Origin of the sequence: Actinoplanes xinjiangensis, assembly GCF_003148685.1 — a bacterium.
In the GTDB taxonomy this organism is placed as follows: Bacteria; Actinomycetota; Actinomycetes; order Mycobacteriales; family Micromonosporaceae; genus Actinoplanes; species Actinoplanes xinjiangensis.
Map to the genome: position 1 here is coordinate 142,041 of NZ_QGGR01000014.1, position 12,625 is coordinate 154,665.

13 protein-coding genes are annotated in these 12,625 nt (G+C 69.8%); 7 read left to right on the top strand and 6 right to left on the bottom strand.

Features of this window, described 5'->3' with window-relative positions; translation table 11 throughout:
• Positions 1 to 75 precede the first annotated feature (75 nt).
• The 4 genes from BC793_RS28735 to BC793_RS28750 are packed head-to-tail and all read right to left on the bottom strand — an operon-like array spanning position 76 to position 4,442.
• Positions 76 to 591, bottom strand: coding sequence for a hypothetical protein (locus BC793_RS28735; RefSeq protein ID WP_109598145.1), 516 nt, complete (start codon positions 589 to 591; stop codon positions 76 to 78).
• A 53-nt stretch (positions 592 to 644) separates the two neighbouring features.
• Positions 645 to 1,547 carry a hypothetical protein gene (locus tag BC793_RS28740; RefSeq protein ID WP_239169936.1) on the bottom strand — a complete coding sequence of 301 codons (903 nt, stop codon included), beginning with the start codon at positions 1,545 to 1,547 and terminating at the stop codon, positions 645 to 647.
• The gene (locus BC793_RS28745) at positions 1,544 to 3,691 is read right to left on the bottom strand and encodes a hypothetical protein (protein ID WP_239169937.1); all 2,148 of its coding nucleotides are present in this window, start codon (positions 3,689 to 3,691) and stop codon (positions 1,544 to 1,546) included. The genes BC793_RS28740 and BC793_RS28745 overlap by 4 nt, the downstream gene beginning before the upstream one ends.
• Positions 3,684 to 4,442: a hypothetical protein gene (locus BC793_RS28750; RefSeq protein ID WP_109598147.1), complete on the bottom strand. Its 759-nt coding sequence runs from the start codon at positions 4,440 to 4,442 to the stop codon at positions 3,684 to 3,686. The genes BC793_RS28745 and BC793_RS28750 overlap by 8 nt, the downstream gene beginning before the upstream one ends.
• Positions 4,443 to 4,611: 169 nt before the next feature.
• Between BC793_RS28750 and BC793_RS28755 the strand changes: the two genes are divergently transcribed.
• Entirely contained in the window at positions 4,612 to 5,115 is a 504-nt protein-coding gene (locus BC793_RS28755; protein ID WP_109598149.1) for a Pycsar system effector family protein, read from the top strand.
• 88 nt (positions 5,116 to 5,203) lie between these two features.
• Positions 5,204 to 5,887, top strand: a complete 684-nt coding sequence (locus BC793_RS28760; RefSeq protein WP_109598151.1) for a Crp/Fnr family transcriptional regulator — start codon at positions 5,204 to 5,206, stop codon at positions 5,885 to 5,887.
• A gap of 52 nt (positions 5,888 to 5,939) precedes the next feature.
• Here the strand turns inward: BC793_RS28760 and BC793_RS28765 are convergent, their stop codons facing one another.
• Complete coding sequence (locus tag BC793_RS28765; protein WP_109598152.1) at positions 5,940 to 6,851, bottom strand: AurF N-oxygenase family protein; 912 nt, start codon at positions 6,849 to 6,851, stop codon at positions 5,940 to 5,942.
• A 53-nt stretch (positions 6,852 to 6,904) separates the two neighbouring features.
• Here BC793_RS28765 and BC793_RS28770 point away from each other — a divergent pair, with 53 nt between their 5' ends.
• Genes BC793_RS28770 through BC793_RS28790 form a run of 5 tightly spaced genes read left to right on the top strand, consistent with a single transcriptional unit; the run spans position 6,905 to position 11,297 of the window.
• Positions 6,905 to 7,612, top strand: a complete 708-nt coding sequence (locus BC793_RS28770) for a TetR/AcrR family transcriptional regulator (protein WP_109598154.1) — start codon at positions 6,905 to 6,907, stop codon at positions 7,610 to 7,612.
• Positions 7,609 to 8,130 carry a DUF4873 domain-containing protein gene (locus tag BC793_RS28775; protein WP_239169939.1) on the top strand — a complete coding sequence of 174 codons (522 nt, stop codon included), beginning with the start codon at positions 7,609 to 7,611 and terminating at the stop codon, positions 8,128 to 8,130. Before BC793_RS28770 ends, BC793_RS28775 begins: the two co-directional genes overlap by 4 nt.
• Positions 8,123 to 9,592 (top strand): flavin-containing monooxygenase, encoded by a 1,470-nt coding sequence (locus BC793_RS28780; RefSeq protein WP_109598156.1) that lies wholly within the window; start codon positions 8,123 to 8,125, stop codon positions 9,590 to 9,592. Before BC793_RS28775 ends, BC793_RS28780 begins: the two co-directional genes overlap by 8 nt.
• On the top strand, positions 9,589 to 10,461 hold the full coding sequence (locus BC793_RS28785) for an SDR family NAD(P)-dependent oxidoreductase (protein WP_109598158.1): 873 nt from the start codon (positions 9,589 to 9,591) through the stop codon (positions 10,459 to 10,461). Before BC793_RS28780 ends, BC793_RS28785 begins: the two co-directional genes overlap by 4 nt.
• Positions 10,458 to 11,297 (top strand): alpha/beta fold hydrolase, encoded by an 840-nt coding sequence (locus tag BC793_RS28790; protein ID WP_109598160.1) that lies wholly within the window; start codon positions 10,458 to 10,460, stop codon positions 11,295 to 11,297. The genes BC793_RS28785 and BC793_RS28790 overlap by 4 nt, the downstream gene beginning before the upstream one ends.
• Positions 11,298 to 11,521: 224 nt before the next feature.
• On the opposite strand, the gene BC793_RS28795 is transcribed toward BC793_RS28790, so the two are convergent.
• The gene (locus BC793_RS28795; RefSeq protein WP_109598162.1) at positions 11,522 to 12,424 is read right to left on the bottom strand and encodes a hypothetical protein; all 903 of its coding nucleotides are present in this window, start codon (positions 12,422 to 12,424) and stop codon (positions 11,522 to 11,524) included.
• Between the last annotated feature and the right edge of the window lie 201 nt (positions 12,425 to 12,625).

Below are 12,625 nucleotides of genomic sequence, written 5' to 3' on the forward strand. Positions count from 1 at the left end.
GCCCATCCGCCGCCGCCCGTCCGGCCGGTGGTAGGAGAGCGGCAACCTCGCCGAAACCGGCCGCCGGATGCCGGGTCAGCCCTCGTAAAGGGGGTGGTCGTCGGTGCTGGGCGGCGTGGGATCGACACCGGCGGCGATCAGGTCCGCGGCGGTGAAGGTGCAGTCGGCGCGGTCGCCGAGGAAGACGATGAGCAGTTCGTCGAGGATCAGCAGGTGGTCCTCGCGGGACTCGTCGTTACGGGACCAGATGCGGTCGCTGGCCGCCATCACGCGGGCACCGGTGGCGCCGGTGGCCTCCAGCCGCTGAAGCAGCAGGCCCGCCTCCAGGAACCCCGACCACGGCGTGGTCAGCGACAGCAGCGAACGGGCCGTCGACTGGAACAGCACGAACAGCACCCGGTCCGGAGCATCCTCGCGGCTCAGGCGCACACCGTAGAGGCGCTGTAGCCCGTCGAGCATCGCCTCCTGGTGGGCACGGAGCGCGGCGTTGTAGTCGGAGGACTCCGGATAGTAGCCGCCGTACCTCTCCCCCTCGCGCGTGGCCAGAAACGCATCGATCAGATCGCGCCGGCCGTACGTTCGCTCACTCATGATCTTGAATTTAGCCGCCGATGGGGCGCGGTGAGCCTGTTGATTCGCACACGTCACAGGGTTCGGGTGGTCGGCCCGTCCTGCCGGTGGCCGTTCGCCGGAGCTCCGTCGGCCTGCTGGAAGAGCCGGTCCGCGCGATGCTGTAAGCGCTCCAGCAAGGCGTCGAAGTGTTCAGTCCGTTCGAAGGTGTCACCGCCGTCCACCTTCCTGGTCATCAGCTCCTCGAGTTTCTCGGCGGTGGCGCGTTGCTCGTCGACGATCTTCCGGACCACCTCCGCCAGTTCGTTCTCGGTCATCTCCGCGGCACCACCGGCGACCGGGCTGACCATCAGGTCGGTCAGGATGGTCGTCCACTGCCTGCTGAGCCGTTCGGCGTACTCGGCGCGGCGCATCTGCACGTCGTGCTCGAAGTCGAGCTTGATGATCTGTTCCCAGTAGGGCCGGATCGCTTCCTTGACGTGCTCGTCCAACTCGACCCAGACGTGCGGGTCACAGCTGAGGGTCGCGCCCCGCCAGGTGAGGCTCCACGGCCCGCTCTGTTGCAGCTCCCGCTGGAGTTCGGCTTCGAACTCCCGCGCCCGGTGCGGGGAGTGCAGACGCGAGAGTCTGGCGGCGAGCGCTTTCAGGCGCCGGGTCGCATACGGCATGAGCGCGTCGATGGAGCTGGTCAACTCGTCCTGGTAGAGCCCGTCGGCCGCCCACACGAACGTGGCCTGGACGTGGAAGTTGAAGACGTAGCCGTTGGCCGGCACGACCAGCGGGGACGGCAGCCGGCGACGTCCCCGCAGCACGCCGGGAGGCGGCGGCGGTGGCGGCGCGGGTGCGGGCGAGAGCGGGATGACGGGCATCGGCTCCGGTTCACCGAAGGGGGCGAGAAACGCCCGCCACATCCGGCCGAGCCACGCGCAGAAACGCGTCCACAGGCCCGTTCGTGCGATCTCCGGCTCGACGATCATGATTCCCGCCTTTTCTGCTTCATCCAGTCCGGTGTCCAACCGGGAAGGCCGTTCCGGAACGTCGCCGTCCGGCTGAGGTAGAAGGCGACACGCCTCCGTGTCGTGGGCGAGCCGGCGGCCACCGCTTCGAGCAGCGACACCAGGATCGGGATGTACTCCTCGTGCCGGTCGGCGTAGTCCAGCCACCCGGCCAACGCCTCCCCGGCTGCGAACGCGCTGCGGGCATCGAGGAAGGCGCCGAGCCACAGACGGCCGAGTTGCTCGCGGTCCATGCCGCCCCGGAGGAGCCGTTCCAGCAGATCCGGCCGCTCGCCGGGGACGTCCTGGTCGGTTCTCGCCGCCAGGAGCACGAACGCACGAGCCGCATGCACCTGTAGCGAACGCTCCTTGGACCATTCGTGCAGCTCGGCGATGAGCCAGTCGGCGCGGTCCGGCCGGTAGAGCTGGCTGATCGCGACGGCCACGACCCGGCGGCGGCGCTGGAACGGGGCCACTGCGATGCGGGCGAGGTCGAACATGCTCCACGCCAGTACGGTCTGTTCCAGACCGCTCGCGTACACGCGGGCAGCCGTGTCGCCCTGGTAGCTGCGTTCGGAGCACCACTCGCTGAGCTTGGCCCGCACCATGGGCCCGACGTCACCGGCCTGGTCGGCGATGGTCATCGTCCACGCTGCGACCTGTCGCGTGGAGGCCCGGCCGGAGCGGGACCATCTGTCCACGAGGCCGGCATGGAGGCGGTCGAAATCGTGCAGAACCAGGATTCCGGCGGTGTCGGCGGCGGCCCGGCGCATCACTTCGTCGTCATCATCGGCGAGGCGGTCGAGCCACTTCAGCAACGCGGCACGGGTGCCGTCGAATTCGTGCCATGCCACGTCGATGATCGCCCGGCGTAGGCCGGCGTCGCGGAGCACCGCCGTACGCGAGGCGCCGCGTACCACGGATCCGGGCTTCTGCCCCTCGTCCCACTCCTCCGACAGCCGCTCGCCGAGCAGATCACGTACCGGGTGCAGCAGTGCCATGCTGCCCCAGTCCGGACGCAACGCCGCACTGTCGATCTCGTGCAGCAGCCGATCGGCGGCTTCGAACACGTAGTGCAGCGGTCGTCGCTCGAAGACGGCGTAGCACAGGCGGAAGGCACGCTCGTGCTGGCCGGCTCGGCGGACCCGGGAAGTCGTGTTCCGGTCGGGCAACAGGATGGCGGCGGCCCGCTCCCGCCGTTTCCCGTGTGAACGGTCGAGGATGTCGCGTACCTCTCGCTCGGTTGAAGGCCGTTTCTCAGCGAACGCATGCGCGAAGGCGACACTCTCCTTGGGCCCGTTGACGGCTTTCAGTTCGCCCCCGACCTCATCGCTCAGATACAGGGCGGGGATCGCCTGCCCCGTCTCGGCGAGCAGGTTCGTCAGATGTTCCTGGAAGACGGCGAACAGATCCGGGCGCTCGTGCCGTACCTCGCCACCCTGGTGTTCCCATCGCCAGGTGCCTTCGTCCCGAATGAGCAGGAGGCTCGACCGACGGCGGTGGAAGGTGCCCTCCAGTTTTCGCATCGCCCCGATGTGCCCGTTGCCGGCAAGCCGGAGCACGAAACCACTGTCCTCAGGAAGACGTTCGGGATCTCTGGTGAGTTCCTCCGGATCCACATCCGTCGGCAGCTTGATCTCGTAGACGCGGCGCGGGTCGTGCCGGACTTCCAGAGCCGCCCGTACGGTCGTGAACCGGCCCGAGTTCCGGAGCCCGGTCAGGCAACCGGTGGCACGCTGGGACAGGAGGTCATGGAGCCGCTTGTCGGCGTCCGCGGGCGCGTAGCACCGGAGGGCGGGAAGCGGATCGATGATCAGATCCAGCGGCTGCTCCCCAAAGTAGTTCTTCATCGTGTTGTGGCTGCCGAACTGGGCCGGCCCGTGGGTGGTCGTCTCGTCGAATCTGATTCCCAGCATCTCGGCGATGGCACGCGGATCGATGCGCAGGTCACCGACGGTGACCTCGTCATCCTCCGCATCGGTCACGGCCGGTGAGGGCTGCCGCGGTTCCGCCGGTTGTCGAGCGGCTCCGTCGGCCTCGGCGGGCTCGGGCGGCGGCGGCGAGTCCGGCGGCGACGGCAGCGCCGGGCCGTTGCCGGCCTCCTCGTCCGATTCCCCGTCAGCCATGAGAGTTCCGCATCGTGTTGTGGTTGCCGAACTGGGCCGGCGCGTGCGTGACGACGCCACTGAACGTCTGTCCGACGGGAGCGGGCGGCACCACGGTGGGCGCGCCTGTGACGGCTTCCGGAGTCGAGGAGTCCCCCACCTCGGGCGGGAACTCGGATCCGGCATGCGCGGCGTTCTCTCCCGGCACGTAGATCCAGGCAGCCGCACTGAAGTTCTTCTCCGGGATCTCCGCCCGGACCCGGGCGAACTGGTCGGGGCGCAGGTCCCGGTAGTGCTCGATCACGTCCCGGTAGAGGGAGTCCGAGACCACCAGGGCCACGTTCGCGTCCGGGAAGTCACGCAGCGCCCGCTTCACCTGCGGCGAGTCGACCAGCCGGCAGGTGTCGATGACGGCGTCGCCAGGGAATCCGTTGGCGCCCTCCAGATGCACGAGGCCCTGGTGCACGGCGAGGCGCAGACGAACCCTCGCCTCCGGAGCCAGTCCCTGGTTGTACTCCCGGAGCAACTGGTCCGCCACCGGCGCCAGCCTTCCCGCCACCGCGCGCTCACTGGCCGACGCGGGCAGGATCGCCAGTTCACCGTCGCCACCCTGCTGGATCTGCCAGTCCACACGGCGAAGGCCGACCACCGACGCGGCGTCGTCCATGATCTGCCGGAAGGCCGATTGGGCGCGGTACTGCAGAACGTTGTTGCGTTTGCTGTAGCTCTCCATGTCCGCGGCGACGACGATGCGGCGGTGCGGATCCTGCAATGGGGGCACGCGGGTTCACCCTTCGAGTCCGGTTCGATGTGTCCCCTCCTCTCTACCGGCGACGCCGTCCGGCGATTACGTATATCTATGGGTTGTCGGGATGTCGATCGATCACCGGAACCCGTACGAGGATGTAATCGTTTCGACGATCCGGCGCTGAACTGGAGCCATGACAGTTGAGGAACGATCCGACACGCTGCGCGACCTCCACTCGGCCCTGTTTTCCGCCACGTCGCTGCAGGAGACCATCCGCCACGCCGACATGAAGGCGCAGGCCCTGCTCGGCGTCCAGGGCGGGATCGCCGTGACGGTGCTGCAGCAAGCGCCGACCATCGCCGGCGCCCGATCACCGGCCCTCCTCGCGGTGGCGGGCATCGGCGCGGTCCTGTGGCTCGGCGGTCTGGGCGTCAGCGCCTGGCACCTGCTGGCCACGATCATGCCCCGCCTGGGCGGCGCACATCCGGGCAACAGGTTCACCTTCCCGGCCGCACGGCCCACACAGGAGGACATCCGCACGCAGCGGAACGAGGCATGGGACGCCGCCTCCGTGCTGGCGGACATCGCCCTGGCCAAGCATTCTCGGATCCGCCGCGCCCTGCCCTCGCTCATCGTCGCCTCGACCTCGGCGGGCGCGCTTCTGGCACTCGCGGTCACGGTCGCAGCCACGACGTGAGACCCGCGCAAGCCAGACGGAGCGATGGCACATAATGTAGCCGCAGAAGCACGCGGCGTAACCGCCCCCGTGTCCGGAGGAGGCATGCTTGACCGAATCACTGTGGCTTCAGGGCACGCTGCTCAGCCGCCTCAGCGACTCCACCCGCCGCAGGCTCCTCACCCTCGGCATCCCCCGGACCGCGGCGGCCTCCCGCGTCATCATTCAGGAGGGCATGAACGAGTCGCATGTCATCCTGCTCAACGACGGCCTGACGAAGGTGACCGTCGCGATGGCGGACGGGCGGCACGCCCTGCTCGACGTGCGCGTCTCCGGCGACCTCGTCGGTGAGATCTCCGCCTTGAACGGCACTCCCCGATCGGCGACCGTCACCACGTGCCGGGCCTCGGCGATCCGGATCATCCAGCGCAACGACTTCCGGTCGTTCCTGCGCGACCATCCGGACGCGGCCATGGCGATCGCCGGCATCGTGGCGGACAGGCTGCGGTTGGCCAATCGGCGCCGGGTCGACTTCGCCTCCTACCCGGTGAAGGTCCGTCTCGCCCGGATCCTCTGGGAGATCGCCATGGCGTACGGCTACCGCCAGGACGACGGCATCGTCGTGGACATCCAGCTCACCCAGTCGGAGCTGGCCACCATGTGCGGTGCGGCCGAGATAACCCTGCAGAAGGCGCTGCGCGAGCTGCGTGCGACCGGGATCGTCGACACCGGCTACCGCCAGGTCGTCGTCCGGAACGCGGCGGCGCTCCAGTCCTGCGCCGACGCGCTGTGACCGCCAACGGCGAGCGCCCGTCACACGCCCCGGCCGCTTCCCGGCGAACCGGTCAGGCGGTTGCGGCCGGACGTGGGAGCAGGCCGGACGCGTGCCAGAGGGCGGTTCCCGGGCCGCCGATCAGGTCGAGGTCGGTGAGGAAGGCGACGATCCGCTCGCCGGCCCAGCGCATCGTCTCCCGGTGGTGGGGGTTGGCGCGGGCGGCGCGGCGACCCTGCTCCGGGTCGAGGCCGACGGCCCGGTAGACGCGCGGGTCGATCAGGCGGGTGCCGGTCAGGTATGCGGCCCGCCCGATCACCAGCTTGTCGAAGGTGATCCGCCCGCGGCCGGCGGAGCGGATCTGCCGGGCCAGTTCCTCACGGGCGTACCGGACGTGCCGGGCCTCCTCGACGACGTGGATGCGGGACACCATCCGGACCAGGGGCTGCACGTTCTCGTCGTTCATCGCCTCGCGCTGCAGGGCGTCCAGGATCTCCTCGGCGATGAGGATGGCCGCGTACATGCGCGGGCCGACGCCGGTGTGCGCGATCCATTTGCCGAGCCACTGGTTGACGCCGGTCGGCTGGTAGAGCGGCGCGCCGAGGCGGGCGATCATGCGGCCGAACATGACCGAGTGGCGGCACTCGTCGGCGATCTCGGTGAGCGCGTACTGGGCGTGCGGGGCGGTCGGGTCCTGTTTGAAGTATTCGCGGATCAGCAGCTGCATGAGGATCGTCTCGAACCAGACACCCAGGCCGGCGATGCTCGCGACCTCGTGTTTGGTGAGTTCGATGCGCTGCTCCTCGGTCATCCGCTCCCAGAGGTCGGTGCCGTAGAGGCTGGAGCGGTGCGGCGGCACGAAGTACTTGCCTTCGACGAACGGGGCCTCCCAGTCGATCTCCACCTCGGGGTCGTACGAGTGCTCGGCCGAGGAGCGAAGCAGCCGGGTGGCGGTGCGGTCCCGGTCGGTAGGAGTGGTGGTCATCCGGTCCTCCAGAACACTTGACGTTACCGGCGGTAACAGTTACTTCTTGTACTATGAACTCGGCCACACCGCCCGTCAATCCCGGCTCCTCCGGCGCGAACCGTTCCGACGGCCGCCGCGGCCGCTGGGACGGCCATCGTGAACAGCGCCGGGCCGAGCTGACCTCCGCGGCCATCGAGGCGATCCGCCAGCATGGCCCGGATGTCGGCATGGAAGCCATCGCCGCGCACGCCGGCGTCAGCAAACCGGTCCTCTACCGCTACTTCGCCGACAAGTCGGAGTTGTGGCTCGCGGTCGGCCAGCAGGCCGGCGCGACCCTGCTGGAGGCGATGGTCCCGGCGGTCGCCGCAGTCCGGGAGGAGCGGGCCGTCGTGGCGGCAGCGATCGACGTCTACCTGGCGCACATCGAGGCCGACCTCAACCTGTACCGGTTCGTCGTGCACCAACCGGACATCGCCCGCCACCGGGATGTGGTCGCCGACGTGATGGACACCGTGGCCAGCGGCCTGGCCCGGATCTTCGGCGACCGCCTGCGGGCCCGCGGCCTCGACGCCGGTGCGGCACTGCCGTGGGCCTACGGGGTGGTCGGTTACGTGCAGTCGGTCGGCGACTGGTGGCTGCGCCAGCAGCAGCCGATCAGCCGGGAGGCCCTCGGCGATTACCTGACGACGTTCCTCTGGGGCGGTATCGCCGGCATGCGCCGGGCCGCCGACATCCCCGGTGGACTTGCCGCACACGAAGGGTGGGCGAGAGATCTGTGAGCACCGGCCCGAGCAATGTTGACTCGATCAATGTTGACCCGCTCAACATTGATGCAGCCAATGCAGTCAATGCGATCGATCAAGTTGACGCGGGTCATGAGGAGTACCGCGGTCCGGCCACGTTGCGCCTCGACGACGGCACGGTTCCGGTCGACATCCGGATGTCCGCGCGTTTCGAACCGATCGAGGGCCGCTTCCGCTGGGCCGGCCGTACCGGACGGCAGGACATGCTGCGCGAACGCGTCGGCGCCGGCCTGCGCAAGGCCACGATCGTCGTGCCGGGTTCGCCGGAGACCACGGTCAAACTGAGCGACCCCGACCCGTGGGGCGGCATCCGCCTCTCCGGCACGGGAACGCCCCCATGGTTCCCACCCACGGAACAGCCGACGGCCGAACGAGCGACGGCGACCGAACAAGCGACCGCGACCGAACAAGCGACCGCGACCGAACAAGCGACCGCGACCGAACGAGCGACCGCGGCGGGACGAGCGGCGAACGGGGAGACCTCGCATGTCTGACGACCAGCACTTCGACGTCCTGATCGTCGGCGCCGGGCTGTCCGGCATCGGCGCGGCCTGGCGGCTGCAACGGCAGCGCCCGCAGGACACGTACGCCGTCCTCGAGGCCCGGGACGCCATCGGCGGCACCTGGGATCTGTTCCGTTATCCCGGCGTCCGGTCCGATTCGGACATGTTCACTCTCAGCTATCCGTTCCGGCCGTGGCGCGAACCCGAGTCGCTGGCCTCCGGCGACAAGATCCGCCGGTACATCGAGGAGACCGCGGACGAGGCCGGCATCACCCGGCACATCCGCTTCGGCACCCGGGTGACCAGCGCCGCATGGTCGTCGGCGGAGGGGCGCTGGACCGTGCACACCTCCACCGGCGAGGTGCTGACGTGCGCTTTCCTCTACGGTTGTGCCGGCTACTACAACTACGCGGAGGGCTACCAGCCGGACTTTCCCGGCCTGGACGACTTCACCGGCACGGTCGTGCACCCGCAGTTCTGGCCGGAGGGCCTGGACTACCGCGGCAAGCGCGTGGTGATCATCGGCAGTGGCGCCACCGCCGTCACGCTGGTGCCGGCCATGGCCGCCGACGCGGCGCACGTGACGATGCTGCAGCGCTCCCCCTCGTACGTCACGCCTCTTCCGGACCGGGACGTGGTCGCCGACGTGGCCCGCCGCATCCTGCCGCCGAAGGCGGCGAACCGGGTGGCCCGCGCCAAGAACATCCTGCTCACGCAGGCCTTCTACCAGATCGCGAAGCGTCGCCCGAAACTGGTGCGGCGCGTGCTGCGTGGCGTCGCCGTGCACTTCCTGAAGAACCCGGGTTACGTGGACGAGCACTTCAAACCGCACTACGACCCTTGGGACCAGCGACTGTGCGTGATCCCGTCCGGGGATCTCTACCGGTCGATCAGCAGTGGCCGCGCCTCGGTCGTCACCGACCACATCGACACGTTCGTCCCGGGTGGTCTCCGCCTCAAGTCGGGAACGACTCTCGATGCCGACATCGTGGTCTCGGCAACCGGATTGTCACTGCTGCCGGTCGGCGGTATCCAGCTCTCCGTCGACGGCGACCCGGTCGACGTCGGGAAGTCGGCCTCCTACCGCGGCCTGATGCTCGGCGGCGTGCCGAACTTCGCCTACTGCATCGGATACGTCAACGCGTCGTGGACGCTGCGGGCCGATCTGTCCCACCGCTACCTGCTGAAACTGCTCGACCACATGGAACGTCACGGCTACGCGGCGGCGGCACCGACCGCGCCGACGGGCACCGGGCGCCCGCTGCTCGACCTCTCGTCTGGTTACGTGCAGCGTGCCCTCGACATCTTCCCCCGTCAGGGCGACCGCGATCCGTGGCTGGTCCGGCAGAACTACCTGCGCGATGCGTTCACCACCCCGCGCGCCGACGTCACCCACGACATGGAGTTCACCCGCCGTCCCGCTCCCGTCCGCTCTGCAGAGGTGGTCTCATGACCCGACTTCCCGAATACCGGTTCGCCGGTCGCACGGCCGTTCTCACCGGAGCGGCCGGCGGCATCGGCGAACAGGTCGCCTACGGCCTGGCCCATCGCGGCAGCGACCTGGTCCTGGTCGACGTCGACGAGAACCGGCTCCAGCCGGTCGCCGAACGTATCCGCACGTCGCATCCCGCCATCACCGTCCAGACCGTCGTCGCCGACCTCGCCGACCGGGCCGCCGTCGAAGGCCTCGCCGCGCAGGTGCTCGCCGAGCATCCGGCGATCGGGCTGCTCGTGAACAACGCCGGCATCGCGCTCGGCGGCCGCTTCGACCAGGTGTCGATCGACCAGTTCGAGCAGGTCATGAACGTGAACTTCCGGGCGCCGATGCTGCTCACGCACGCGCTGCTGCCGGCCCTCACCGCCACGCCCGGCGGGCATCTGGTCAACGTGTCCAGCCTGTTCGGGCTGATCGCGCCACCCGGCCAGAGTGCCTACTGCGCCAGCAAGTTCGCACTGCGGGGGCTCAGCGAATCCCTGCGCGGCGAACTGATCGACAACGGCGTGGGTGTGACCACCGTTCACCCCGGCGGGATCAAGACACGCATCGCCGAGTCCGCGCTGGTGGGCTCACGCGTACCGGAGGAGGAGATCGAACCCAACCGCAGACTCTTCGCCGCGCTGCTCAGCTATCCGCCGGAGAAGGCCGCGGAACAGATTCTGCGGGCTGTCGCGAAGCGAAAGGCCCGGCTGCTCATCGCGTCCAGCGCCAAGGCGCCGGACCTCCTCGCCCGGCTCCTGCCGGTCGGTCACGCCCGGATCGTCCGCGCGGCCACCGTCGCGGCCTCCTCCCGCGGCGCGCGACCGGCGGTGATCAAGAGATGAAATTCGAGGATGTACGGGGTACCCGCGTCCGTTTCCACGCAACAGGCGATCCGGCCGCCCCGCCGGTCGTGCTGCTGCACGGCATCGGCCGCAGTCTGGAGGACTGGGCGCTCCAGCACCCTCTTCTCGACAACGAATATCGTGTCATCAGCATCGACATGCCCGGGTTCGGACTGTCCCAGCGGATGCCGGCCGTCACCACCCTCGACGTCCTCGCCGAAGGTGTGTGGGCGACGCTCGACACGATCGGGGAAACCCGGCCCGTCCACCTGATGGGCAACTCGCTCGGCGGCGCCGTGTCGATGACCATGCTCGCCGGCATCCCCGACCGGGTGTCCACGCTGACCCTGGTCAACAGCGCCGGCTTCGGGAAGGAGGTGACCGTCGCGCTGCGCATGCTCGCCGTACCCGGCCTCGGCCGCCAGATGCTGCGCCGCATCGACCGGATCACCGCTCCCCGGATGGAACGCCTGATCTTCGCCGACCGCACCCTGGTCACCCCGGAACGCATCGCAATGGCCGTCAAGATCGCGCGCCAGCCGGACTTCGCACCCGTCTACCTGGAGATCGCCAAGGCCCTCGGCGGCGTCCGCGGTGTCGCCGCCGCCTGGCGCACCGATCTGCTGACCCGGGTCGCCTCCGCCACCCGGCCGACCATGCTCGTCTGGGGTGAGCGTGACCTGATCCTGCCGAGCAGGCACCTCGCCGCGGCCCGCGCCGCGTTCCCGCACGCGCAGTCGCACATGTTCGCCCGCACCGGCCACATGCCCCAGATCGAACGCCCGGAGGATTTCGCCGGGCTCGTCCGCCCGATGCTGGCCCGGGTCACCGTCTGAGACCTGGTCGAGGGGGCACGGTCCGGGTGGCAGCCGAGGGGGCGCCGCCCGGACCGCTCCGTCTCCGTCGCCTCCATCGCGAGACACGTCGCACGAGGTTCGCCATTCCCCCCGCCCTCCCGCGACGCGGCCGAAACGCCGACCGAAACTGAGGGCCCAGACCGAGCGGACACTGGGGGTCGGACCGACCCGACGCTCCCGCCTCGCCGAACCCCGTCTTCCGTCTAATCGGCCGCGCGCCGGACGGTGACATCGCTGCGGGCCAGGCTGGCGGGCAGGCCGTCGCGGGTCTCCCCCGCTTGCAGGCTTCGCGCGGTGGACGGGTCGACGACGACCGCCGTGAGCTGCAACGTGTCGTCACCACCGCTGTCCAGGGTGGCGGGGCCGCAGGCGAAGTTGTTCCCGCCCCGGCAGGCGCCCTCGACCCGGTAGGCGCCGGAACCGTGCCGCGACAACAGCCAGACCTGGTGGTCCCCGGGCATCTCGGCGGTACCGCTGACGGTCGTCGCCGCGGTGATGGTCTCACCTTCCCGAGGCTCACCCACGGTGACCGACGCGGCCGCCGCCGGGGTGCCGGAGCTGACGGCATCGGTCGCCGTTCGCGGTGCGGCCCCGACCGGCGTCTTCTCCGACGGCAGATCACGCACACCGGACAGCACGGCCGCATCCTCGTCAGTGATCGATGGAACCGGCATGGGCGATCCACTTCGGCCACTCGGCGAGGCGGACCGGGGGCTCGGCGACCGTGGCGCTTCGACCTCAGCCGGCGGGGCGTAGGGCGCGAGACCGGTGTGCACCGCGGCCGCCGAGACCCGCACCGGTGGTGCCGACATGACGGCGGCCGGTGGCGGGCGGAATTCGGGTGCCGCCGCCCCGGGCCCGGAGGCCGAGACGACGACGGCACCGAGTCCGGCGACCGCGAGTGCCGCGGCGAGCACCGGGCGCCGGTGTGCCTCACGGTTGGCCGCAACCGTCGCCCGGCCCAGCACCGCTGTCATGATCCGCAACGCCGCCAGCCCGTTGATCATCGTCAGGGAGCGCCGCGACCGGCTGGGCGGCGGCTGCTCGAAGCCGGCCGGGCTCTCGTGCGGGCCACCGGGTTCGGATCCCCGGGAGGTGACAACCATCGAACGCCTTCCGCATGTTCGGCTGGCCGCCGGTGAACCGCCGGCCGGAGCGCCGTGCTCGGCGGCGCCATCCGACCCGATAACCAAGCCGTCGCCGCTTTGGATGCGGTTGTCCGGAGTGTCGGCATTGTGGCGAGGCTCTCCCTGCCGCCGACGCCACCCGCCGACCGGCCGGATTCCGCCTGCCCACCGGCCTACCGC

What these genes read in the sequence shown, in the direction of transcription:
- BC793_RS28755 (WP_109598149.1), top strand. Translation starts at nt 4,612, where the DNA reads ATGACAGTTGAGGAACGATCCGACACGCTGCGCGACCTCCACTCGGCC.
- BC793_RS28740 (WP_239169936.1), bottom strand. Translation starts at nt 1,547, where the DNA reads ATGATCGTCGAGCCGGAGATCGCACGAACGGGCCTGTGGACGCGTTTC.
- BC793_RS28770 (WP_109598154.1), top strand. Translation starts at nt 6,905, where the DNA reads ATGAACTCGGCCACACCGCCCGTCAATCCCGGCTCCTCCGGCGCGAAC.
- BC793_RS28795 (WP_109598162.1), bottom strand. Translation starts at nt 12,424, where the DNA reads ATGGTTGTCACCTCCCGGGGATCCGAACCCGGTGGCCCGCACGAGAGC.
- BC793_RS28745 (WP_239169937.1), bottom strand. Translation starts at nt 3,691, where the DNA reads ATGGCTGACGGGGAATCGGACGAGGAGGCCGGCAACGGCCCGGCGCTG.
- BC793_RS28765 (WP_109598152.1), bottom strand. Translation starts at nt 6,851, where the DNA reads ATGACCACCACTCCTACCGACCGGGACCGCACCGCCACCCGGCTGCTT.
- BC793_RS28790 (WP_109598160.1), top strand. Translation starts at nt 10,458, where the DNA reads ATGAAATTCGAGGATGTACGGGGTACCCGCGTCCGTTTCCACGCAACA.
- BC793_RS28780 (WP_109598156.1), top strand. Translation starts at nt 8,123, where the DNA reads ATGTCTGACGACCAGCACTTCGACGTCCTGATCGTCGGCGCCGGGCTG.
- BC793_RS28785 (WP_109598158.1), top strand. Translation starts at nt 9,589, where the DNA reads ATGACCCGACTTCCCGAATACCGGTTCGCCGGTCGCACGGCCGTTCTC.
- BC793_RS28735 (WP_109598145.1), bottom strand. Translation starts at nt 591, where the DNA reads ATGAGTGAGCGAACGTACGGCCGGCGCGATCTGATCGATGCGTTTCTG.